General features: G+C 34.6%; 20 protein-coding genes and 1 pseudogene. 9 read left to right on the top strand and 12 right to left on the bottom strand.

Annotated elements, in window-relative coordinates; all coding sequences use genetic code 11:
- Positions 1–70 precede the first annotated feature (70 nt).
- The 5 genes from BMW63_RS15900 to BMW63_RS15880 form a co-directional block, all read right to left on the bottom strand.
- Complete coding sequence (locus tag BMW63_RS15900) at positions 71–763, bottom strand: TIGR04283 family arsenosugar biosynthesis glycosyltransferase (RefSeq protein ID WP_074724448.1); 693 nt, start codon at positions 761–763, stop codon at positions 71–73.
- Positions 756–1,514: a DUF547 domain-containing protein gene (locus BMW63_RS15895; protein ID WP_074724447.1), complete on the bottom strand. Its 759-nt coding sequence runs from the start codon at positions 1,512–1,514 to the stop codon at positions 756–758. Before BMW63_RS15895 ends, BMW63_RS15900 begins: the two co-directional genes overlap by 8 nt.
- A gap of 68 nt (positions 1,515–1,582) precedes the next feature.
- Entirely contained in the window at positions 1,583–2,452 is an 870-nt protein-coding gene (locus BMW63_RS15890) for a sterol desaturase family protein (protein ID WP_074724446.1), read from the bottom strand.
- A 39-nt stretch (positions 2,453–2,491) separates the two neighbouring features.
- Positions 2,492–3,118, bottom strand: a complete 627-nt coding sequence (locus tag BMW63_RS15885) for a TIGR04282 family arsenosugar biosynthesis glycosyltransferase (protein WP_074724445.1) — start codon at positions 3,116–3,118, stop codon at positions 2,492–2,494.
- Complete coding sequence (locus tag BMW63_RS15880; protein WP_245744995.1) at positions 3,108–3,581, bottom strand: rhodanese-like domain-containing protein; 474 nt, start codon at positions 3,579–3,581, stop codon at positions 3,108–3,110. Before BMW63_RS15880 ends, BMW63_RS15885 begins: the two co-directional genes overlap by 11 nt.
- 408 nt (positions 3,582–3,989) lie before the next feature.
- Here BMW63_RS15880 and BMW63_RS15875 point away from each other — a divergent pair, with 408 nt between their 5' ends.
- Positions 3,990–4,466, top strand: a complete 477-nt coding sequence (locus BMW63_RS15875) for a hypothetical protein (RefSeq protein WP_074724443.1) — start codon at positions 3,990–3,992, stop codon at positions 4,464–4,466.
- A gap of 166 nt (positions 4,467–4,632) precedes the next feature.
- Here the strand turns inward: BMW63_RS15875 and BMW63_RS15870 are convergent, their stop codons facing one another.
- The 3 genes from BMW63_RS15870 to BMW63_RS15860 are packed head-to-tail and all read right to left on the bottom strand — an operon-like array spanning position 4,633 to position 8,635.
- A complete protein-coding gene (locus tag BMW63_RS15870) occupies positions 4,633–7,185 on the bottom strand; it encodes a TonB-dependent receptor plug domain-containing protein (RefSeq protein WP_074724442.1) in 2,553 nt (850 codons plus the stop codon).
- Entirely contained in the window at positions 7,151–8,059 is a 909-nt protein-coding gene (locus tag BMW63_RS15865; RefSeq protein WP_074724441.1) for a FecR family protein, read from the bottom strand. Before BMW63_RS15865 ends, BMW63_RS15870 begins: the two co-directional genes overlap by 35 nt.
- A gap of 60 nt (positions 8,060–8,119) precedes the next feature.
- Entirely contained in the window at positions 8,120–8,635 is a 516-nt protein-coding gene (locus tag BMW63_RS15860; RefSeq protein ID WP_074724440.1) for an RNA polymerase sigma factor, read from the bottom strand.
- A 248-nt stretch (positions 8,636–8,883) separates the two neighbouring features.
- Here BMW63_RS15860 and BMW63_RS15855 point away from each other — a divergent pair, with 248 nt between their 5' ends.
- The 4 genes from BMW63_RS15855 to BMW63_RS15840 all read left to right on the top strand — a co-directional run bounded on the left by BMW63_RS15855 (position 8,884) and on the right by BMW63_RS15840 (position 13,088).
- On the top strand, positions 8,884–9,927 hold the full coding sequence (locus BMW63_RS15855; RefSeq protein WP_074724439.1) for a hypothetical protein: 1,044 nt from the start codon (positions 8,884–8,886) through the stop codon (positions 9,925–9,927).
- 94 nt (positions 9,928–10,021) lie between these two features.
- Complete coding sequence (locus BMW63_RS15850; protein ID WP_074724438.1) at positions 10,022–10,798, top strand: membrane metalloprotease; 777 nt, start codon at positions 10,022–10,024, stop codon at positions 10,796–10,798.
- Between the two features lie 22 nt (positions 10,799–10,820).
- Entirely contained in the window at positions 10,821–11,402 is a 582-nt protein-coding gene (locus BMW63_RS15845; protein ID WP_074724437.1) for a porin family protein, read from the top strand.
- Positions 11,403–11,600: 198 nt separating this feature from the next.
- Positions 11,601–13,088, top strand: coding sequence for an aminotransferase class V-fold PLP-dependent enzyme (locus BMW63_RS15840; RefSeq protein ID WP_074724436.1), 1,488 nt, complete (start codon positions 11,601–11,603; stop codon positions 13,086–13,088).
- A 77-nt stretch (positions 13,089–13,165) separates the two neighbouring features.
- On the opposite strand, the gene BMW63_RS15835 is transcribed toward BMW63_RS15840, so the two are convergent.
- Positions 13,166–14,731, bottom strand: coding sequence for a protein adenylyltransferase SelO (locus BMW63_RS15835; protein WP_074724435.1), 1,566 nt, complete (start codon positions 14,729–14,731; stop codon positions 13,166–13,168).
- A 79-nt stretch (positions 14,732–14,810) separates the two neighbouring features.
- A complete protein-coding gene (locus tag BMW63_RS15830) occupies positions 14,811–15,680 on the bottom strand; it encodes a lysophospholipid acyltransferase family protein (RefSeq protein ID WP_074724434.1) in 870 nt (289 codons plus the stop codon).
- Positions 15,681–15,795: 115 nt separating this feature from the next.
- On the opposite strand from BMW63_RS15830, the gene BMW63_RS15825 reads away from it, so the two are divergent.
- From BMW63_RS15825 to BMW63_RS18640, 4 genes are all read left to right on the top strand, one after another.
- On the top strand, positions 15,796–16,434 hold the full coding sequence (locus BMW63_RS15825; protein WP_074724433.1) for a rhomboid family intramembrane serine protease: 639 nt from the start codon (positions 15,796–15,798) through the stop codon (positions 16,432–16,434).
- Positions 16,435–16,487: 53 nt separating this feature from the next.
- Complete coding sequence (locus tag BMW63_RS15820) at positions 16,488–17,177, top strand: SIMPL domain-containing protein (protein ID WP_074724432.1); 690 nt, start codon at positions 16,488–16,490, stop codon at positions 17,175–17,177.
- Between the two features lie 1,070 nt (positions 17,178–18,247).
- Positions 18,248–18,616, top strand: coding sequence for a transposase (locus BMW63_RS18645; RefSeq protein ID WP_317040302.1), 369 nt, complete (start codon positions 18,248–18,250; stop codon positions 18,614–18,616).
- A gap of 69 nt (positions 18,617–18,685) precedes the next feature.
- Complete coding sequence (locus BMW63_RS18640) at positions 18,686–18,850, top strand: hypothetical protein (protein ID WP_317040301.1); 165 nt, start codon at positions 18,686–18,688, stop codon at positions 18,848–18,850.
- 403 nt (positions 18,851–19,253) lie between these two features.
- Here the strand turns inward: BMW63_RS18640 and BMW63_RS15810 are convergent, their stop codons facing one another.
- A complete protein-coding gene (locus BMW63_RS15810) occupies positions 19,254–19,916 on the bottom strand; it encodes a hypothetical protein (protein ID WP_074724431.1) in 663 nt (220 codons plus the stop codon).
- A pseudogene (locus BMW63_RS18210) lies at positions 19,917–22,823 on the bottom strand (hypothetical protein); the annotation flags it as partial.

Below are 22,823 nucleotides of genomic sequence, written 5' to 3'. Positions count from 1 at the left end.
TCATAAAAAAAACAAAAAAAATTTAATTCTTTAAATAGATTATAGTTTGTTTTTGCAGGATAGTATTAGTTCACAGGATGTTTTTTTTATAATACTCCAGCATACTTTCAGTAGAGTGGCCTAACCTACGTTTAAGATGAATGATACTAAAATGGTATTGCAAACGCCAAACCCCATTTTGTCGGTACCTTCTGGCCGATGTAATTATATAATCAGGAAGCACGACAAACTGTTTCTTGTCATACAGCCTTGAAATGATTTCATTATCCTCATAGATGATAAATTGCTCATCAAAACCGTTTATTTCTTCGAATAATTTTTTAGTTATAAATAAAGATTGATCGCCGCCGCGGCAGGAAATATGATTGAATCGAGTGAACCACTGCGAAACTATCAAAACGGGATGTTTATAATCAAATTTCATTCTGAAACAGCCGGCCTGCTTTCCTTTTTGAACAGTATTATAAATAATGCGGTCAAAATTGGTTGGAGGAAAACTATCACAGTGTAAAAAATAAAGAACGGTTCCTGTGGCCTTTTTGGCTCCCAGATTCATTTGTATCGCTCTCCCTTTTTCTGTTTGAATTAATTTTACGTTTGAATTAGCCTTCAATATATCAGGAGAACCATCGGTACTTCCTCCATCAACAACTATTATTTCAATTGCTTCTTTCTGGAACACTTTATTTTCAAGATGTAATAATAGCTTTGTAATGGTTTTTAACTCATTAAAAATGGGAATTATTATTGAAATTTTATTCATTCAAACTCCAGTTGTAGTCTTTGTAATTTACTTTTGCCTTGCTACTGATTTTAGTAGTACTGTATTGGTTTAAAAAATCAATAACGGAACCTTTTTTCTTAAAATCACCAGCGAACCAATCAAATATTTTTGAGATTTCAATTTTGTTTGCTGTTATGGTATTCTTAGTTTTATCATTAATGAAGCTCTTTGCACCAGTAGCTAATTGCTGGTCTAATTTGGCTGCAGTATAGGCTTCATTAAGTAAATTAGGACAAGAAAAAGAAGCGCAATTGATGGCGAAATGTATTCTTGGTTCATCCATTTTGCGAAGTATTTCATGTTCGATTTCTTCTAAACTGTATTTTTTGTTTCCTAAAGAAAAGAATTTTTTACCCCAGGGATCATTAATGTTCTTGATGCTTTTAGTTGGATAATTGTCTAAAATTAATTTTACTGTATTGGCGTTGTACGCATTGATCCAATAAGCAAGTGTAGCGTTTCTAGACCATGATTTTGTAGGCACATTTTCCGATAACTCATTTAGATACGTCTGTAATTGGTTACTGTCTTTTTTAAAGCCTTTATAGTTTACATTTCCATTTTTAGAAACATTTTTTTGCAATAGTACATTCCATCTAGCATGATTCATACTCTCAGCATCTGCTGTGGTAGTTGTTTGGTATGCTTTAGTTGGAATTTCAAGATTATTTTTATTTTTACCGCAAGAAAGCAGTGGTAATAGAAGTAGTGTTAAGAAATATTTTTTCATTGGTTTTTTTTAAAATTATACAAGTATAGACAATCATATCAGTCAGTCCTGACAGAAAAAATCAATGATTATTTTAAAGGATATATTTCTTGCTTAATAAAATCATTTGGAAACTCATTCTCATCGTCAAACCCAAGTTCGATATCTCTTCCGTCTTCAGGTATATAATTGGTTTTAAATATGTAATCCCATAAACTTAGTGAAATTCCAAAGTTGACACCGTATTTGTTTGGTATTTTTTTACTGTGATGCCAGATATGCATTTTAGGATTGTTAAATATGTATTTTAAAAAACCGTAGTCCCAACCCACATTAGCATGGTTCAAATGGCCTATGGCAATCGAGATGAAATGTACAATAAAAACATCTTCAAGGTTTACACCCCCAATAAGAATAATAGGGATATAAAGTATAGATTTATAAACAAGAGGTTCCATCCAATTGTATCTAAAATGGGCTGCAAACCCCATTTCCTTTACGCTGTGGTGGGTTTTGTGAATTTTCCATAAGAAAGGAATCATGTGTAATAAACGATGTACATTCCATTGGATGAAATCACTAATTAGGAAGAACACGAATAAAGCTAATGGTTTTGGGAACTCAGATATAGAAAAGAGCTGAATAGACATTAATTCGAGCCCAAAAAAATGGAGTATATCATTAATAAATTGTTCCACTACATTAGATAATGCAATAAGAAGAATTAGATTGAGTAAGAAAAAATTGAAAAAAAGATAAAATAGATCCAGCCAGAAATCTTTGCGAAAAATAGCTTGTTCTTTTCGCCAAGGAAACGCAATTTCAAGCAACCAGACTACCAAGGAAATGGCAATCAACCCATAAAAATAGTTGTCCCAATTCCAATATAGAATTTCGTTCTTCAGGTAGTTAAAATAACCGCTGTAGGAATTCAGTAGTATGTCAATGTATTTTTCCATTTGTTTGCAATTCGTATTTTAAGGTTTAAGCAGCTTTTTTTAATCTCTTTTAGTTATTGAAGTTAGATTTAAGACAGCAATGTCATAAGAGCTTTGTTCTAAATCTGCAAAGGTATCAATATCATTTAAAGTATCCAAAAGACAAACTTTCTGGCCTTTTAAATCCTTCATTGTAGCTTTAAAAACAGAGTCTTTTCCCCAGTCTTTATTTTGGAAAATTGCTGGATGGCCTTTTTTTAGTCCCAATAAATAATAACCGCCATCTTCTGCAGGCCCGATTGCCACATCATGGTTTATAAGCTTTTTAAAAGCAGTTTCAATAATGATTGCTTTTAAGTCAAATAAGTCACTGCCTACAATAATACAATTTTGGTATCCCATTTCAAAAAGAATTTCAAATGCATCGTGCATCCGTTGTCCTAAATCACCATTAACTTGTAACTTTTTTTGATAAAATTCTCTAGACCAAATGTCATCCTCGACAATGCCGCTATCATAAAACACAAATTTATCACAGTCGATTGAATGGGTTTCAGTCATGGTATGTAAAAGTAAATCTTTGTACACAACTAATGCTTTTTCATTACCGATAGTTTTTGCGAGTCTGGTTTTTACTTTGCCTAATTCGGCATTACGAGTAAAAATTAATAAAGCATCAGTCTTCATACACCTTGATTCCTTTGGTTAAATAAACACTCCATGCCTTATTGTAAGCGTGTACACTGTCTGTTACTTTATTTTGATTGTTCACCACTTTTCCGCCTGTGTTTTTATATTCAAAAATACCTCCGTACAAATTGTAAACATTTTTGTAGCCCAATTTTTGTAATTTTTCGCCTATCTGCTCGCTACGAACTCCAATAGAGCAATAGACTATTATAGTGGCATTCTTATCTGTAATGTTAGCGGTAACATTGTTAGACTTAAAATGATCGAAGCCTACGGGAAGGGCCCCTTGAATGTGACTTACTTTGTATTCTTTAGGTTCTCTGGCATCCAGAAAAACTAAGTTTTTTTTCTCTTTCAGTTCATTCACTTTGATATAGGGAACCGTTTCTTTATTCAGTTTTTTCAATACTTGCGGAATGTTATTCTGTGCAGATAACATTATTGAAAAAAAGAAACTCATAAAATAGATATAGAGGCGCATGGTATTTTTTTTATAAAGGTATTTAATTTATTAGACGTCTAAAAACTTATTTCCTGACAGTGTAAATTTTAAATACGGTAAAAAATAAAAATAGATTATTTTATTTAAGTTCGAATCTCATTTGGTCTAGCTTTCGTTGCTACTTAATATCCTCTACACTGAGGGTCTTTAAACTTCTTTGTAAACAATGTAATTGCATTACAACCGTAATATATGTTAGGGACAGCTCTTTTAAATATATGGCACTTCAGTATAGTGGAGCGGTAAGGCTTCTATTTTATTAAGATATTTCTCTTCAAATTTTATATAAAATCTATATTATTTCACGCTATTTATTTGTAAATTAGCAATGGCTATTGCCAATATTATTAACTAATAGATACTATTATGAAAAATCTAGGCCTTTTATGTTTGCTGTTTACTTGCATTGGACTCCAAAGTTGTAAAAATAATAAAAGTGAAAAAATCATTAAAGCTAAGGAAGCTGTAGAGATCGTAAGCGTACAGTGTTATAAAGCACTTTATGAAGAAGATACGCTTGATTTGAAAATTAATACTTTCAAAAATGGGGAAATAAAGGGTAATATGGAGATGGCGATTGCTAATATGCCGAAAAAAGTTGGTGAAATTGCAGGAGAATTTCATGGTGATACCTTATTTGCTAGTTATACGTTTACCCAGGGTGGATATACGGAGAAAACATATAAAAATCCGATGGCATTTCTAAAGCGTGGGGACGAACTGATTTTAGGTGATGGGAAAATACAAATTACGTTGGGAGCCTCTCATTTTGTTAAAGGGGAGCCTATCGATTTTGAGCGTGTAAAATATAAATTCACTGCTGTGGATTGTGTTGATAAATAGTAGAAAAAGAAATAGAGAATTTCTGGTTCTAAATAACGTTATACTTTCTAAATAAATGACTGTTATATTTTTATAATAGCATTTACGTATAGTCCAATGTAAGAATCCCTTTCAAAGTGAAATTTGAAAGGGATTTTTTTCTAAATTGGTGATGATTTATCCGAGGTTAAAAATTAACTCTAAAACTTACATTAGGAGTCATACCTAGAGATTTGTTGTTTACGGTAACAGTTTTACTGTCGTCGTTTGGATCTACTTTGTAATAGCGGTTTATGACATTGTCTTCATCAGTGATATTGATTACCCCGCCACGTAGTGTAGCTTTAATGGCAGAACTGAAATTGAAACCGTAACTAAAAGAAGCATCCAAACGCATAAAATCATCTAGATTCTCGCTGTTAGGAGCGCCATAATTCACCATAGTATTATTACCGCTTTTTACAGTTTCATTGCCTGCAATCGGGCTGGTGTACGGTTGTCCATTTCGCCAAATTCCTCCCACTGAAATTTTCAGATTGTCCAGGATATCATAATTAAACCCGAGTGAAGCTGAATGCCGAATGTCTACATTATTTGGAAAGGTAGAAGGAGTAAAGGAGTCAAATTCATAATCGTTAGTACTATACGTATAACTAATCCAGGTACTGAATCGTCTTGCCGTTTTATTGGCAAGAAATTCGATTCCTTTTGCCGTATAACTGCCGTGCGCATTTTTATATTGAAAGTTATTGTAAAACCCTTGATTAGAAGCCGTAATACCATCCACGATTTTGTAAAATCCTGTCAGTTCAATATTCAATTTATTTTGTTTAAATTCTATTCCAAAAGAACTTTGTTTGCTAGTTGCGATAGGAATGTCTTCATTGTTTACCAATACCCACCGCCTTTTTTCAACACCTAGGAAATCGTCTTCAAAATCGATGATTTGAGTTGCGGTCTGATTTTTAAATTCGCCTTCTAATTTTAGAGCAAACTGCTTCGATACTTGTTGGCGGACATTAATACGAGGTTCTACTAGTAATTTGTCAAATTTTTTAAAATAATTTAAACGTGCTCCCAGTCGTAAATAGGTGTTGTTTTTATTGTACTCTGCTTCCGCAAAGACGGCATGATTGAGTAATACGTCTTTTTTAGTGCTGGAATAGGAGGGAGCACTCACGGTAGTTTGGTTGAGCATTCCGGTTTCGTTCACCTGGTACCCTAATAATAAACTAAGGTTTGAACTAGCTTTATAATGTGCATTCAGCTTGGTTCCGGTTTCAAGTACTTCATTAGCTTCGGTCAAAAGCTGGTCTGTTGGTACGCGATAATCGGTAGCATCAATATTGTATCTAGAAAAATAAGTGACTACCTCAGTACTAAAGGCATCCGTCCATTGCCCTTTCCAACTTCCTCCGTATCCAATGTTCTTTTGCGAAAGCTTGCTGACTTTAGAAGCACTTTGGTCAGTATTCAAATATTCAGCATAATTCAAGGCGTTATTGATTCCGATTATATTGGCTCTAAAGCTATGTTTGTCGTTTAAGTCGAATAGTAATTTAGCAGTAAAGTCATAAAAATAGAAATCGGATTTAGTGCTTTTATCCGTATGGTCAGCATTAATCTCTGTGTCTTGAAAACTTCTCTGGTAATAGTTGGAAAAAGTGGGTGTGGTAATTACATCAGTTACGGAGCGACGTGCAGAGATATCCAACTCGAGATTTTTCGCCAGAGGAATTTCTACAAAGGCATCGGCGCTAATTAGATTGACACCACCGCCACCTGAAATTGTAGTTCCTATGTGATCGTTTGTACTCATGTTGATGGTACTCGAGACTCCATCGCTATAGGCAGCGCTGGTTCCGTTTTTACTTACGGTGACTTTATTAGTTACATTAGGATTGTAAGCCGAAATCAAACCAAAAAAGTGCCCAGAATGGTACATCTTTATATTGTCCCAAAGCATTAAATTCTGGTCATTTGTACCACCACGTACATTGATATTAGCAATACTTTCATTCGTGCTTTCCACTCCTGGCAAAGCTTGTATGGACTGTAATACATCAGGATCGACTAGTCCGGGAAGAATTCCAAATTTTTTAGTGTTTAAAACCGTGCTTCCGTCAATGTATTTCTGTAATCCAGGTGTTAGGTAAACATTTATCAATACTTGATTGAGTTCTTCCTTGGAAGGGTTCAAGAATATTTTCTTGCAATTACCTTCCGTAGAAAATAATTCATTTGCAGTAAATTGTTTGGATTCGTAGCCTATGTACGAAATGGTGATTTTGGCGTCAAGTGCTACCTTTTCTAAGATAAAAGTGCCGTTTTTTGCAGTAATGGTTCCATTTGAGCTATTATCAATGCGTATAGATGCTCCCAGTAAAGAAGTCTTTGAATCCTGAGCGATTACGATGCCACAAACTGGGAATGTTTTGTTTAGTACAGAAACTGTTACATAGCGATTGTCTAGCGCTTTAAAGTTCAAAAGTACTTTTGAGTTGAGGTACGCTATAGTTTGCTCAAGGGTTAGTTCAAGAGCTGGTTTTTCGATAGCTATAGTAGCTACATCTTCTACAGCATAGGAGAATTTTACATTGAATTGCTGCTCAATAGTACCTATAATCGCTGTTAAAGCGGTTTTATTGGTTGCAGTTTGTGCCTGAACAATAGTGGTCATACACAACAATAAATAAAGAATCCATTTATTCATAGTTATAGAATACGATAGTTTTGCCATCTATTTTGTAACTCAATTTTAAAGGAATAGTCACAGCTTCCAGCGCGATTTTTTGATTTGTATGGGTAAAACTTCCTGTAAATAGCTTAGTTGTATCAACACCATCCACTTTAATTTTAATATCGTACTGACGCTCTAATTCTGCTATTACTTGATTCAGAGGAATTCGAGTAAAACTGGATTCTTTTTGCATCCACGATGGGTTTTCAGCAGTAGAATCATCGACGGCTTCAATTTGCTTATTGACAACTCTAAACGTTTTACCAGGAGGTAACTTAACGGTTTCATTATTATAGGTTACACTTACTAGTCCTTCGTAGCAACTTACTTCATAATAATTGTTGCGTTGTTTCACATTAAAATGAGTTCCCAGTACTTGTACAACACCGTCAGCAGTTTGTACGCTGAAGGTTTCTCCTTTTTGTACCTGAAAATAGGCTTCTCCATCAAGGGTTAAATCACGGTTATTTTCCCATTTTTTTTCATTGAATGTGATTTTTGATTCTGCATTCAATAAAACTTCCGAGTTATCTGGTAATCGGAATGTTTTTGTTTGTGCGATTCCGGTTTCGTAGGATTGGGTATTGTTAAAAAACAGGAAATAAGAGGAAGTAAGCAGTACCAATAAAGCGGCCGCCACCTTAAAGAAGGTTGTAAATTTTAGCGTTCGTATTTTTGTTTCTTTTTTCGAAAGGGATCTGGTTTTGAAAGCTGCCAAAGCCGCTTGCGCATCTACCTTTGGGGTTTCCAAATGTGAAGCATAATGTGCTATTTTTTCAAGCGTGTCAAAACCTTCAGATTGTTTTAAATCCTCAATTTCTTGACTTGAAAGTTCGCCGTTAAGCCATTTTATTATTTCGTTTTCGTTTTTCATTTTCAACTCTATATGTATAAGACAACTTCAATTCGATTTACCCTACTATAAATCAAATAATTATATGTTTTCTATTTGTGTTTTCAAAATTTTAAGTGCTGCCGACATTCTTTTTTCAACGGCTTTCTGCGAAATATCAAGCAATTCAGCGATTTCGCGGTATTTTTTTCCGTCAATGCGATTCATTAGAAAGACTTCGCGCTGTGATTCACTTAAGGAGGCAATTGCATTCTGCAGTTTTATTTTGAATTCTTCTTCTTCGAGTAGATATTCTGGACTTTGATTTGTGGTGTCTAAATTAGGCGTCTCTTTGGCGAAAGCCATAACTACCTTATTGTGTTTTATGGTATTCAGAAATAAATTATTTACGGTGGTTAGCAAATAAGTTTTGACTTTACTAAAATCAATCTGGGAGCAATTCTCCCAAATTTTGGCAAATGCATCTTGAACAAGATCTAAGGCAGCATCGCTATCTCCACATTTATAGTAGGCAAAATTAGTTGCTGATTGTACGTTCTTTATATAAAAGTCGCTAAAATGTTGTTCCTCACAAAGGTTTTTATCTCCGTTATTCATTTATAGTAGGTTCATTGTATGGGCTGTAAATGTAAATTATTTTTTAAACAACGGGACAAGAGGATTAAACTGAAATTTTTTTTTGTCTTTTTTAGGATTGTAAAATATTGATTTAAAGCGATTTAGATATTTGTTTATTTTTTAATTAAAAAAGGGGGTAGGGTAAAAATAATGTTGATTGTCTTACTAACAGAAAGGCGAATCAATCATCGCTCTATAACATTAGAAAAACATTAAATTTGTAAATTATGAAAAGATTAAAAAGTATTACCGGAATTGCATTGATGGCTATATTTGGTTTAACATCATGCCAAAGTGAAGTAAATGAAGTGCAAGGAGAGAATCCAAATACAAATGCTGCTAATTCAACAACTGCAAACAACCTGAAACGTACTTCGATGTATGATGGTTCATTTGATGATTTTATAGATGGAGCTTCTTGTTCGTCTATTTTATTGCCCGCTACCGCAAAAGTAAACGGGATTCAGGTTTCTATTTTAAGCCAATTGGATTACCAACAAGTCATTTCTATTTTAGGGCAGTTTAATAATGATCAGGATTCAGTGGAACTCCAATTTCCATTGCGTGTTAGAACAAGTAACTATACAGAGGTTACTGTGAACAATCAAACGGAGTACAATGCAATTTTGAATGCATGTAGTTCAGCCGAAAGTTCAGGTCAAGCTGCCATTACTTCATTAAATATTAACTTTCCTATTACAATTTTAACTTATAATGTGAGTTTACAACAAACAGGAAGTGTAGTTATCACATCCGAAAAGGAATTGTTTACGTATATGAGTAATGTAAGCAGTACTGAATTGTTTGCAGTTAAGTATCCAATAACGGTTAAACTTATTGATGGTACACAATCAACAGTTAATAGCGATGCTGAATTGCAATCAAATATTAATGCTTCTGTTACAACGCAAGCAACAATAACGCAAGCAGAGCAGAATTCGAAAAAACTAGAAACGATTTTAGTTAATGGTACGTTTAAAGTACAATCGTTTATAACTGCTGGAGTAGATTCAGCAAACAATTATAAAGATACTACTGTAGATTTTGCAAACGACTGGAAAGTAAAAGCGGTTACTGCTTTGACAACGACTGCTACAGGGACTTATGCCGTAAGTTCAGAGTTAGATGTTTTTCTGAAATTAAATTTCACTGGAAGTACTTCTTTTAGCTTATTGAATAATACATGGAAAGTAGCAAGTTTTACTACATCGACAATAACGTTACAAAGTACAACAAATGCTGCCGTAAGCTTAGTGTTGACACAAATATAACTCGAGCTATTAGTTTAAAAATATTGGATTAGTTTTAGACAGCAACTGGAAATGGTTGCTGTTTTTTAAAACGGGATTCAAAAAAAAGAATAATATGAAAAAAAGAATTGCATTAGTAACGATGGCCTTTGCCTTATTAGTTTCCTGTTCTAAAGAGGATAGTACAGATACTGCCTCTGTAGACGGATTTTCAATCACTAATAATAAGAAAGCAACAGGAAGTTCGTCCCATGATTTATTATCTGGTGATACTTATAAAAGTATGGTAATCGAATTGGTTTATGTCCAAGGATACGAACCATCAGCGACGGCAATTAGTAATTTCACTTCTTTTTTGAATGCCAGAACTAATAAGTCAGGGGGAATAACAGTGGTAAAGAGAGCAATTGCGTCACCGGCGAAAGCCACTTTTACAAATCAAGAAATTGTCGCTATCGAAGATGCTAACAGGACGAAGTACAACACGGCAAATCAGATTGCAGTTTGGGCTCTTTTTATAGATGGAGCTTCTGCTTCTGACTCAGGAAATAGCTATGTTTTAGTAACTGCTTATAGAAATACATCCTTTGTCATCTATGAAAAGACGGTTCAAAGTTTGAGCGATAGTCCTTTTGAACCTAACAGGGCTTTATTTGAAACAACAGTAATAACGCATGAGTTTGGGCATATTCTAGGACTGACTAATTTAGGCACGCCCTTGCAAAGCAATCATGAAGATGCGGCACACGAAAAACATTGTAATGTCGAAAGTTGTTTAATGTATTGGTCTGCAGAATCAGGAAGTGGAGTTGCCAATATGGTTTCAGGAGGTTCAGCCCCGAAACTGGATGCCCAATGTTTAGCAGATCTTAAAGCGAACGGCGGGAAATAAAAATAAGTATAAATAAGAAAACATGAAATATATATATAGGACACTAGTTTTATTAGTAGGAATAGTGACATCTGTAAACGCGCAGAATACAGCAACGCATCAGTCAAATGCGGGAATAAAAGGAGGGTATAATTTAGCTGCCGTAAGTTTTGACGGTGACGGAGAAACGGGACAACGCCAAGGGTTTCACATAGGGGTTTATGGAGAATCCTTTATCAGCGAAAGCTTTTCTATCCAACCGGAATTGATGTATTCTCAACAAGGCTACGAAATCAAAGATGCTAATGGTACTTTTACTCAAAAACTGAATTATATCAATTTACCGCTAATGCTAAAAGCCTATCCGTCTAAAAATTTCTTCTTAGAGGCAGGACCACAAATAGGATTAGCTATTTCTCATAAGGAAGAATACGATGGTTTGTTTAGTAGTTCTCAGGAATATGATCCTAATAACTTTGACTGGGGAATGAACTTTGGAGGAGGTTTTAAAACTAATTCCGGAATCAGTTTAGGAGTGCGTTACCACCTAGGCCTTGGAGATTTGTATGATGAAGGAAAAGCACAGAACCGAGTTTGGCAATTTTCAGTTGGATTTGATTTGTAAGTCATGACGTTTTAATAATATGATAAACCCTTTCAGAGTAGTACTTTGAAAGGGTTTTGTTTTTGTTTCGAATGAGTAATGTATTGGAAACAGTTCTTTCTGATTCTAAAGTGTAGATTTCATTCGTACGAATGACAGTCGATCTCAATTGCAGATTCCCTAAAATTCAATTATCTTTACGACCAAATAATGATTAGAATGACTACCAAAGAGAATCCAACCCAATTAGAACAGTATTTCCAACAATTTCGCAAGAATATTATAGGAATCGATCAAGACTTCCGTTCTCCGTACGGGCAACAACAAATTATCTATACGGATTGGACCGCCAGTGGTCGTTTATACCGTCCGATTGAGGAAAAATTGATGAATGAATTTGGGCCTTTTGTTGCAAATACGCATACGGAGACTACGGTGTCTGGTACAGCGATGACTAAAGCTTACCACCATTCTCGCAGCATTATCAAAAAGCATGTTAATGCAAATAGTGATGATGTTCTAATTACCGACGGAACGGGTATGACGGGGGTAGTCAACAAATTTCAACGTATTCTGGGATTGAAAGTACCGGAGAACCTGAAAGATTTTATAAATGTACCTGCTGATAAGAAACCTGTTGTCTTTATTTCGCACATGGAGCATCATTCAAATCAGACTTCCTGGTTAGAAACTATTGCTGATGTTGAGGTTATTCCTTCTACGGAGGATGGATTATTTAGCGTAGAAAATTTAGAAATACTATTAGATAAATACAAAGATCGAAGTTTTAAAATTGCGTCAATTACTTCCTGCTCTAATGTAACGGGGATACGAACACCTTATCATGAGGTGGCAAAAATAATGCATCAACATAACGGACTTTGTTTTGTTGATTTTGCTTGTTCGGGACCTTATGTAGAAATCGACATGCATCCTGAAGATTCAGAAAGCTTTTTGGACGCCATTTTCTTTTCACCTCATAAATTTCTTGGAGGACCTGGAACCTGTGGTGTTTTAGTATTTAATAAAAAATTATATCAAAACTTAGTTCCTGATAATCCAGGAGGAGGGACGGTTTCTTGGACTAATCCTTGGGGCGGACATAAGTATATCGATAATATTGAAGATAGGGAAGACGGGGGAACACCTGGTTTTCTACAAGTGATTAAGACTGCGCTTGTTATTCAACTGAAAGAGCAGATGGGAATTGATAATATCCTGAAAAGAGAACATGAAATTGTAGATTATATCTTCTCTGAATTAGGAACTGTTTCGAATATTAAAATTTTGGCGGCACAGCATCAAGATCGATTGGGTGTAATCTCATTTTATGTTGATGATTTACATTTTAATTTGGGTGTGAAATTACTGAATGATAAATTCGGAATACAAACTCGTGGAGGATGTAGTTGCGCTGGAACCTACGGACATTTTTTATTGCACGTAGATCAGGAAACGTCTCATAAATTGATTGACGAAATTACCTTAGGGGATTTAATAAGAAAGCCGGGTTGGATTAGAATGTCTATTCATCCTACAACAACAAATGCCGAGATTGAATTTGTTTGTAACAGCATTAAGGCTTTGGCCGAAAACCATAAAACATGGGCTATGGATTATACCTACAATAGAGATACAAATGAGTTTGTCCACAAGGACGCACAGCCGTTAGAAGATGAATTGGTTAAAAGCTGGTTTTCACTATAACCAATAGAAATCTATTTTTATATAAAAAAGCCCTTTAAGAGATACTTAAAGGGCTTTTTAGTTGGTATTAATTCATTTTAAGAACTGCAGGATAGCATCGAGCTTCCAATTTTTTCTCTAGCCCAATCCGGTCTTTTGGCGAACCATTTTTGGTATTCGTCTTGTTCTTGATACGGATTTTTTAATAAAAGGTGTAGTTCTTCAATTAGTGAATAATCCTCTTTTTCTGCCGCTTCAATAGCTAATTGCGACATATAATTTCGCAATACATATTTAGGATTTACTTGATCCATTGCTACTTTACGGTCTGCATCTGATATCGATTCCTGTTGCAGTCTATTTAAATATTGGGTAAACCAATACATCCAAGCATCGTACGTTTTGTCTACAAGTTCTTCTATCTTATAGAAGGATTCCTTAATCAATTCAAAAGCTACTTCAACAGCTTCTTCTTTTTTAATTTGGCTTAATTTTCTAAAGAAAATTGTCATGTCTGTTTCTGTGAGTTGAAGATTTTCGGTAAGGATATGAATAAGTTGGTTGTCCTCTTCTTCTGTAGTGGACAGTCCTAATTTATTTCGCATCATACTTAAATATTCTTTCTCATATTGCGATTGAAAGGCTTCTAATATCGATTCTAAGGGCGCTGCTTCCTGAATCAGGGGGTACAAAGCATTGGCCAACTGATATAAATTCCATAGTGCTATTTCGGCTTGATTGCCAAAACGATACCTACGATTTTCACGATCCGTTGTATTTGGGGTCCAGTTGGGGTTGTAATCCTCTAACCATCCGTAGGGGCCGTAATCTATAGTAAGTCCTAAAATGGACATATTATCCGTATTCATCACGCCATGTACAAAACCAACACGCTGCCAGTGTATAATCATCTTGCGAGTCTTGTCTGCAACGACTTGTAGAAGTTGAACATAATTGGCTGCCGTATTTCCTTTGATTTCGGAAAAATGATATTTAATCGTAAAATCAGTGATTGCTTTTAATGTTTTCAGATCTTTTTGAGAAGAGAACAGTTCGAAATTTCCAAAACGAATAAAAGAAGGCGCTACTCTGCAAACCACTGCGCCTTTTTCATAAGCGGGGTTTCCGTCATACATGACGTCACGCAATACCTGGTCTCCAGTAAGCATCAAGGATAACGATCGGGTAGTGGGTACACCAAGGTGAAACATGGCTTCGCTACACAAATGCTCTCGTATGGAAGAGCGCAATACGGCTAGACCATCTGCTCTACGGGAGTAAGGAGTCATGCCGGCTCCTTTTAATTGTAAGGTATAAACTTGTTCCTTGTTTTCTACTTCAGCAAGAATAATGGCTCTACCATCTCCTAATTGCCCAGCCCAATTACCAAACTGATGTCCGGCATAGCTCATCGAATACGGACGTGAACCTGGTAGCAGTTCTTTCCCTGAAAATACGTTTGTGAATTCAGAAGATTGCGCGTCTTCATTAGAAATGCCAAGCAGTGCTGCCGCTTCTTCTGAAAAATGGATTAATTTAGGATTCGAGGGTATTTGGGGTGTCACAAAAGAAAAACAAGCATTTTTAACCTGACGCGTAACATTAGTTTCGTCAGGATCTGCGGGTAATTCTGTGCTAAATCTATTATTGATTTTTAACTTCATTTTATTTTGCATTAGCCTCAAAATTAGTCAAATATTTTTGCACCGACAGTTAATTAAAACTAAAATTACAGCGGCCTTCTTATCGCCTGTGTTTCCATCTTTTATGAGTCCAGAAATAATATTCTGGAGCTTCATGGATTTGTTTTTCTACTTCTTGAATAAAAGCATCGGTAATTTCAAAATTAGGAACTGACCTGGAATTGTCGCTGATAGGAATCAGTGTGCATTCATAATAGCCTCTTCCAACTTTTTTTACTTTTGCAAAAATGACATTAAGATCATATCTCTTTGCCAGCATTTCTGGGCCTGTATGAACAGGAACTTCTACTCCCATGAATGATTTCCAATGAAAGATACGATCTGCTTTTGGCGATTGATCGCTAGCTAAGCCATATACAGAAAGAATATTTTCTTTTTGATTGTGTGCGATATATGGAATTGTTCTGCTAGTAGTAACTAGTTCAGTATTGTATTTTGATCGAATGTCTCTGATGAGTTTATCAAAATATTTATTGCTTAATTTTTTATAGACACCTACACCCTGATAGCTTATTTTTTGATTAAGTGTAATTAACCACTCCCAACTGGCATAATGGGAAGCTATCAGCATAATGCTTTTTCCTTTTTGTTCGTATTCTGTCATCAGCTCAAGATTTGTAATTACAAATCTTTTGTTCATTTCTTCTGACGATATGGTCATGGTTTTTATCATTTCCATAAACATATCACATAAGTGATGGTATGATTTTTTCTCGATTAACAGTCTTTCTTTATCGGTAAGATGAGGCAGAGCCAAAGCAATGTTTGCTCTAACCACTTTCTTGCGATAACCGATAATGTAATACACTAAAAAATAGACTCCATCTGACAACCAATAAAAAATTTGAAAGGGAAGAATGGAAATCATCCAAAGAAAAGGGTAAGCTATAATAAAAACGAGGAATTGCATGCAGTATTTTTTCTTGCAAAGATAAGTCAAAAATGAATATCCAGATATATTTTGATGAGGTACTAATAGGGTCTGTCAGAATTAGTACCTTTGTAATTCACAATAAATAGACTTTATGAATATCATTTTAATAGCAATAATTGTTGTAACTGTACTTATTAGTTTCAAAGGTTTTGATGATCAAGCTTTTTTTAGAAAATACGAATTCCATATGGGAAGTGTTCGCGCTGGGGAACAAATCAGACTGATATCCTCCGGTTTTCTTCATGCAGACATCGCGCATTTGGCATTCAATATGATTACACTTTACTTTTTTGCTCCTGTGGTGATTGGTCATTTGGGTAGTTTGTCGTTTTTGATTGTTTACTTTGGAAGTTTAATTTTTGGAAGTTTATTGACCATCATGTTCCATAAAGACGATTATAATTATAGAGCAATAGGCGCTTCTGGAGCCGTTACGGGTGTTCTGTATTCGGCGATATTATTGCAACCAGATATGATGTTAGGGATCTTTTTTATAATTCCAATGCCAGCTTATCTTTTTGGGATTCTTTATTTGTTGTATTCTATTTATGGAATGAGAGCTAAGAACGATAATATAGGGCATACAGCGCATTTTGGAGGCGCTATTGGGGGGTATTTGATTACTTTGATTTCTAATCCGCATTTAGTGGTTGATCATACTTTTATGGTGGTATTACTTACTATTCCAATAATTATTCTTTTTGTAATGGCAAAAATGGGAAAATTATAATGGCATAATTTTTGAAAGATTTATAGTTCATATATTAATTAATACAAATCAAAATGAAAAAAGCACTAGTGGTACTGTCCATGATGTTTATGACCCTGTCATATGCTCAAGAAATCAAACAAATTCCGCAAATCAATGTTGCAGGAGAAGGAAAAGTTAAAGTAGTGCCAGATCAGGCCACTATTACTGCGACAGTGGAGACAAAAGGGAATGATGCTAAGGAGGTTAAAAAGCAAAATGACCAACAAATGGAAGCGGTTTTGAAGATCATCAAAAAAATGAATCTGGCACCGGCTGATTATAGAACGCAGCGTGTTTCATTAAATCCGGTTTATGATTATGAAAAAAAGAAGACAAGCTATAATGCTAGCCAAACCGTTGAGATTCTTTTGAGAGATTTATCGCAATATGATGAGTTAATGGAAGGACTAGTGAATCAGGGAATCAATAGAATTGATAATGTGATTTTCCAGTCTTCAAAACTAGCGCAATACCAATCAGAGGCAAGAAAATTAGCGATGAAGGATGCTAAACTCAAAGCAGAAGACTATGTGTCTGTTTTAGGGCAAAAAGTAGGTAAAGCGATGACTATCTCAGATAACTCACAAATTTATCAGCCACAGCCCGTTTATGCAAGAATGAAATCAATGGCTATGGAAGATAGTACAGTGCCAAGAGAAACACTGGCTGAAGGAGAAATCACGATAACCGCAAATGTAAGCGTGAGTTTTATATTAGAATAAAATTAGTTACTACAGATTTGATATGGCTCCGTTCTTTTTATTAAGAAGCGGAGCTTTTTTTATTTTGCAAATTTAGTATTGAACTATAGTAATAATTGGATAAAAAAAAACGCTGCAATTGCTTGCAGCGTTTTGTGTGGATGGTAGGATTCGAACCTAATCGGCTGAACCCTTATCTATGCTGCATTTGTCTAAATTTATAACCCAATGTGCCATGATTTTGCCACAAAATTAAACGAATTAATTTGATAGCTAAATTATAACCTTATCAGCTAATTAACTTGAATTTAATGAACGTAATAATTCATATTTAATGAAAATCAAATATAGCTAAATTTAGAATAAAATTGTAGTAATTTTTTAAAGTTACTATAGAACTATTATTTTATTTTTGATTCTTAGCAAGAATATTATTTAATCTTGTGAGGGTATAATTGTGCGTTTTAGAAAAGATAATTCTCAAATATTTAAAATTTAAAAAAAATTTAAGCCTGCTTGGAAATCTAAAGTCGATATACAATTACCCAAATATTATTCACAAAAGAAATTAGCAAATTGGTACTCGATTACAATTTATACTATCAGGAAGATGTCTATTGAACACTTACCATGATACCAATATTGTCTCGAACTCATTTGTTAATGCAAGAAAAAGGATTGTTGAATTAAAATAAAAGAAGGGATGATTTTTAAATTATCCTCTCCCGTAGAGTGTAAGGGATTACAATCGAACACCTTTTACCTATATTAATGTTCTTGGATAACTTAGGAAATAGTTTGTAAAGGCTTATGATTGTTGGGGATTTTTAATTTTTTCATGTTGTTTTTGTATCTCTTTTTTAAATGATAATTATGAGTTTTTTATATTTAATTTTAAATATATAGTTTTTTGAAATGTAAATTGTTTCATTAAAAATGTCTTGAGGTGTTCGACTGTCGAACATCCCGCTGCGCAAAGAGTTAATTAATAGTCTGCTCGCTGCGCAAATGTCTCCGACTTTGCGCCCACTGCTATCAGCCACAATGCTAATCAATAATTAGTTACATACTAAAATAATTAAAATAGAAATATGACCAAAGAAGGCTATGTAATACGTGATCAAAGCAAGGCACATTTTATAACAGCAACGGTAGTAGATTGGGTTGATGTTTTTTCTAGAAAGATATATCGAGACAGCATTATTGATTGTCTTAATTTTTATGTTAAAAATAAGGGCATGCTTGTATATGGTTATGTAATTATGAGTAATCATATTCATTTGGTGCTACAATCTAGTACAGGTGAGTTGTCGGATTTATTGCGTGATTTTAAAAAATTTAGGGCAAAAATTATTTTAGAAAAAAATCAAACTGAACCAGAAAGTAGACGTGAATGGATGTTGGAACGATTTAAGTTGCCAACCGAAAGTCATTCGAGGGACAAAAACTACCAATTTTGACAGTATGGTAATCATGCAGAAGAAATTTATGCGCCTAAGTTTATTTGGTCAAAGCTAGATTATATTCACATGAATCCTTTGCGTGCAGGCATTGTCGAAAAAGCTTCCGATTATATTTACTCGAGTGCGAGCAATTATGTACACGATAGTGGTTTAGTGACCATAGAAAAAATGGATAATCCGATTGCCGATGTTTTGAAGTCTTGGTCATTTACAAAATACAGTAGTTATTAAGATGGGATAAGAGAAAATGGAGGTGAGCGCAAAGTCGGAGACATTTGCGTAGCGTTAGAAACGAACACTTCGGAGAGCGGAGCCCTAATGGCATGAAACCGTCGGCTCCGTTAGTAGCTATAGCCACACGAAAGGATTCGTGCGGCAGCGGGGGATACATCTTAAAAAAAGTTATTTTAAATAATCTGAAACATTCCCCATCGGCTTTATTTTAGATTGTTGCTTTACTGTGTGGGTACGGAATACAATTCCGCACTATCGTTGAGTGGACATATCCGAGCCGAGCCATCGGGGTTGTGTTTACTTTGCGGGCACGAGCGAGACGCTCGCGCTAGCACACGCTTAAGCCAGCGGGGAAAACCAAGTGAGAAAGAGAAATAATATTTGAAGTAGAAATTTCATTTTATTCTTCTGCAATTTTCAATAATTCTTCTTGGCTATGTGTATCTATAAAATCAATCACTTTTTCTAATTCCTGCTTATCCCAATCGCTCCAATCATTTAGCAATTCTCGATATTTATTCTTTAGAAATTCATAATTTGGATTATTAACTAACTTGGCTAAAATTAGACCATACTTTACCTTAGTTGATAAAAATCTATCATTTATAAATTGCCCTTTTAAATTGATTTGTTCTTCCAGTTTTAGAACACTTTTAAACTTATTCATATCTGGAATAATGAAGTCTATAAAATAATTTAGGGACTCACTTACTGCATCATCAGCTTGTTCAAAAGTATAAATATCATAATCTTTAAATGGATATGTCCCTTGCTCAAATAATTCTACTTGACGAATAAAAACTTGCCCTCCATGTTTGATTTTCTTTAAATCTACTTCATTACCAGTTGCTCTAAATAAAACCCTATCAACACCTAAAAATCCAAACCATACAGAAAAAGATGTAGGAAAAGAATTATCTCTATCTATACTAGAAAAAATAATTTTTTTTGTAAAACCGTTTTCATTTAAAGTAAATCCATAACCATCTTTTTTAAAACCAAGTGGGGACAATCTTTGTTTTACAGCTTCATTAATATGTTTCGTTAATTCTGAAATTTTCATTTACTGAAGTATTAATGTCTTTTTAAATATATTGTAACCGTTGGTTGACACATCATTTACAAAAAAGTCAACGGATTTCTCTACCTGAATTGGATTTAGATTCCCTAAAAACGTTTGGGCTCTTGCTCCTGCAGGTTTGATTTGAGTTATCGTGCCATTTTTCAAAGCATCATAAAACGCTTTTTGGTTAACAGTACTCATGCTGTTCAATAATTCCGTTGGCGTTTTTGTACTTAAATTATTTATTATGCTACTTTTTCCGTCAACAATTCTAAATTTACCACCACCAACGTCAATAAGGTTATCAATTCTACAGCGTACTGGCAATGTTTGCCCTTGAATATAAATATCAACTGTTATTTGTTGTCCAACTTTACCACTTCCATAAACATCATCTAAATGTTTTGTAACATTCATTTCATGTTGAGCCCAAAACTTTTTAGCATTTTCTGTTACGGTGTTATTGGTTTTTACAAGCTCGTCTAATATTTCCGCCTCATTTTTTGCAACAGATACAACAGCATTTTCTATGTTATCTACTTTATTTAAAAGGTTAGGAATAAAACTCCCCGCCCCTTGCACAACACCCAACTCATCCAAAGCCTTCTCAACATCTTTTACAGCAGTCCCTTTAACAGTTACAACTTCTCCTGTTGTTGCATTTTTTATGAGGGTTTTACCATCAGCTTCGAGCAAATATACACCTTTTGCAATAAGTTTTTCGTTAAGTTTTATAACATTTTCTGCAAGAGTAATACTTGTTTTGGATATGTTGGCAATTTGCTTAACTTTAGTTACTGCGTATTCGCCACCAGTATATATAATTGGAGCTATCATTGCCCCCAATTGCCCATAACGATACCAGCAAATATCAGCAATTTTTCCGTTTTTAAATTCCGTTTTATTACATTCTGTAAAATATGATTTCTTAAAATTGTCTGCGACTTTTACTACTTTATCAATTACTTGAGAAGCTATATTGTATGGAGGAATTAATACTGCGCCCAAAATTTGTGTGGTTTGTACCTCGCTTCCTTGAATAATTGTGCTGCTTATAGATTGTAGATTTTCATAATATTTTACATAGCTCTCCAGATATGTTTTTGTACCCTCTTTTGCTAATGTGGCTACTCCATTTACTAGCGCAACTACATCAATCATTGCAATAGCTTCATGTGTGGCACCTGCTAAACATTGTTGTATTTCACCTGAATTTGCAATGCTTTCTTCACTAGTTGCACAAGACCACATACCGAAAAAACCTTGATAAAAAACAGTGCAAATTTCTAATGAAGCTTGATCGACAGGCTGATAGTTTTTATAAATTAAATTTTTATGTAGGTTTTCTAAACTATTGTTTATATAGTCTTGAATACAATTATCTGATGTTTTGAAATCAGGAAAAAGATCCTTGATCGCTTTTGGAACTTGCAATTTGTATTGTAGTTTTAGAGATTCCTTTCCACTACTATCATAAGTTGCTAGAATATAAGAAGTCTTTTCTAGTGCCTCAGCTAACTTTTCTTGATATTGCGGGTTGTTTTTATCTAAAATTATAGCTTCTGAAGCTACAGATTCCACTCCAGTCTTAATTTTTAATTTAGCTATTAAATCTTGTAATTTTTGTTCGTCACTACTTCCATTCTCAACGCCATTACTATCACAATTGCTACAGCCTACATAGCCCCAATAGGTATTACGTTTTTCATCTTTTGCTTTTGTGTATAAATCGGGAGTACTATGCTTCGTAATAAAATCACTTAAATCTTTATCGCTTTTTGATTTGATAATACTTGCTAATTCTTTGTAGACCGTTTTTATATACTTTCCACGAGAATTTTGATTTGCAAAGAATAAAAATATAAGGTCTTTATCCTCTTTAGGCAAAATTTGTGGATTTGTATACGGAACTGAATTTTCATTTAAATATTTGAATTTTCTATCAGAATCAAGCTTCCATATATAGGTAACATCATTAACAACAATACCTCGTAAGAAACCTTTAGAGTCACTATCACCACTAGCCTTTACTGTACCTTCCGACCCATTACTCACAAAACTCCAATCAGGCGCAATTGCATAACCGCCTGCCAAAGCCCCATCCGCATCATTCTGAAACAAATACGGTTTCCATCCGCCTCCGTGAATGCTTTGCCAGTTGTTGTGGTCTAGTTTAGTTCCGTCGGCATAATCCATTAATAATGTGGTGCTGCCTTTAGTCGTTTTAAACTCGGTAAAAGGGTGCTCTAGTCTTAATGCTCCGTGTCCTAATTCGTGTGCTAATGTGTGATTTTTATTGTCAAAAATAAAACCATACTGGCGTCCTAATGGCATGAAACCGTCTACCCCGTTATCAGCTGTACTGCCCGTATAAAGCATGTAATACGTTTCCTTATCATAACTACTACCAAGAGCTTTCCGGATTGCAGTAGTTATGCTTATTTGATCTAGGGTATAGGTGTTCAAGAGATCACTAGAACCACAAATTATTTTATTAGGTAAATTGTCAATTCTTATATTCTCCTCTTTTACACTAAATTGCACTCCTGCTTTATTGTAAATGGTATTTAGATCCTCAGCTGCTTTTGCTGGTATTGTGGCACCATTTACACTTACCAAAGTAACATTTATAGGTTTTTGTGAAAGATGCCAAATGTTTACTTTACCAGCAATGTCATCCTTGGCTTTTGGTTCTTCCGTTTTTTGGGTTGTTGGGCTTACCGTGGCAATAATACTTTCTTTAGCAAAGTCAAAAGTTTTCTGGATCGTGATTTTTGCCGTTGTAGCGTCTATCCATTCCGTTTCAACCTTTGCGCCTTTATCGGTTTTAAAAACGATGTTGTCCTTGGTTTTTCCGTTTTTGAAGGTGGCTTTGGCAATAAAAGTCTCTTCCCCGTTCAGGTCAGA

Source organism: Flavobacterium frigoris (assembly GCF_900111075.1).
GTDB lineage: Bacteria > Bacteroidota > Bacteroidia > Flavobacteriales > Flavobacteriaceae > Flavobacterium > Flavobacterium frigoris.
This window is presented reverse-complemented; position numbering and strand designations above follow the sequence as displayed.

Coding starts and splice junctions, on each gene's coding strand:
- BMW63_RS15900 (WP_074724448.1), bottom strand. CDS start 763: ATGAATAAAATTTCAATAATAATTCCCATTTTTAATGAGTTAAAAACC.
- BMW63_RS15895 (WP_074724447.1), bottom strand. CDS start 1,514: ATGAAAAAATATTTCTTAACACTACTTCTATTACCACTGCTTTCTTGC.
- BMW63_RS15890 (WP_074724446.1), bottom strand. CDS start 2,452: ATGGAAAAATACATTGACATACTACTGAATTCCTACAGCGGTTATTTT.
- BMW63_RS15885 (WP_074724445.1), bottom strand. CDS start 3,118: ATGAAGACTGATGCTTTATTAATTTTTACTCGTAATGCCGAATTAGGC.
- BMW63_RS15880 (WP_245744995.1), bottom strand. CDS start 3,581: ATGAGTTTCTTTTTTTCAATAATGTTATCTGCACAGAATAACATTCCG.
- BMW63_RS15875 (WP_074724443.1), top strand. CDS start 3,990: ATGAAAAATCTAGGCCTTTTATGTTTGCTGTTTACTTGCATTGGACTC.
- BMW63_RS15870 (WP_074724442.1), bottom strand. CDS start 7,185: ATGGCAAAACTATCGTATTCTATAACTATGAATAAATGGATTCTTTAT.
- BMW63_RS15865 (WP_074724441.1), bottom strand. CDS start 8,059: ATGAAAAACGAAAACGAAATAATAAAATGGCTTAACGGCGAACTTTCA.
- BMW63_RS15860 (WP_074724440.1), bottom strand. CDS start 8,635: ATGAATAACGGAGATAAAAACCTTTGTGAGGAACAACATTTTAGCGAC.
- BMW63_RS15855 (WP_074724439.1), top strand. CDS start 8,884: ATGAAAAGATTAAAAAGTATTACCGGAATTGCATTGATGGCTATATTT.
- BMW63_RS15850 (WP_074724438.1), top strand. CDS start 10,022: ATGAAAAAAAGAATTGCATTAGTAACGATGGCCTTTGCCTTATTAGTT.
- BMW63_RS15845 (WP_074724437.1), top strand. CDS start 10,821: ATGAAATATATATATAGGACACTAGTTTTATTAGTAGGAATAGTGACA.
- BMW63_RS15840 (WP_074724436.1), top strand. CDS start 11,601: ATGACTACCAAAGAGAATCCAACCCAATTAGAACAGTATTTCCAACAA.
- BMW63_RS15835 (WP_074724435.1), bottom strand. CDS start 14,731: ATGAAGTTAAAAATCAATAATAGATTTAGCACAGAATTACCCGCAGAT.
- BMW63_RS15830 (WP_074724434.1), bottom strand. CDS start 15,680: ATGCAATTCCTCGTTTTTATTATAGCTTACCCTTTTCTTTGGATGATT.
- BMW63_RS15825 (WP_074724433.1), top strand. CDS start 15,796: ATGAATATCATTTTAATAGCAATAATTGTTGTAACTGTACTTATTAGT.
- BMW63_RS15820 (WP_074724432.1), top strand. CDS start 16,488: ATGAAAAAAGCACTAGTGGTACTGTCCATGATGTTTATGACCCTGTCA.
- BMW63_RS18645 (WP_317040302.1), top strand. CDS start 18,248: ATGACCAAAGAAGGCTATGTAATACGTGATCAAAGCAAGGCACATTTT.
- BMW63_RS18640 (WP_317040301.1), top strand. CDS start 18,686: ATGAATCCTTTGCGTGCAGGCATTGTCGAAAAAGCTTCCGATTATATT.
- BMW63_RS15810 (WP_074724431.1), bottom strand. CDS start 19,916: ATGAAAATTTCAGAATTAACGAAACATATTAATGAAGCTGTAAAACAA.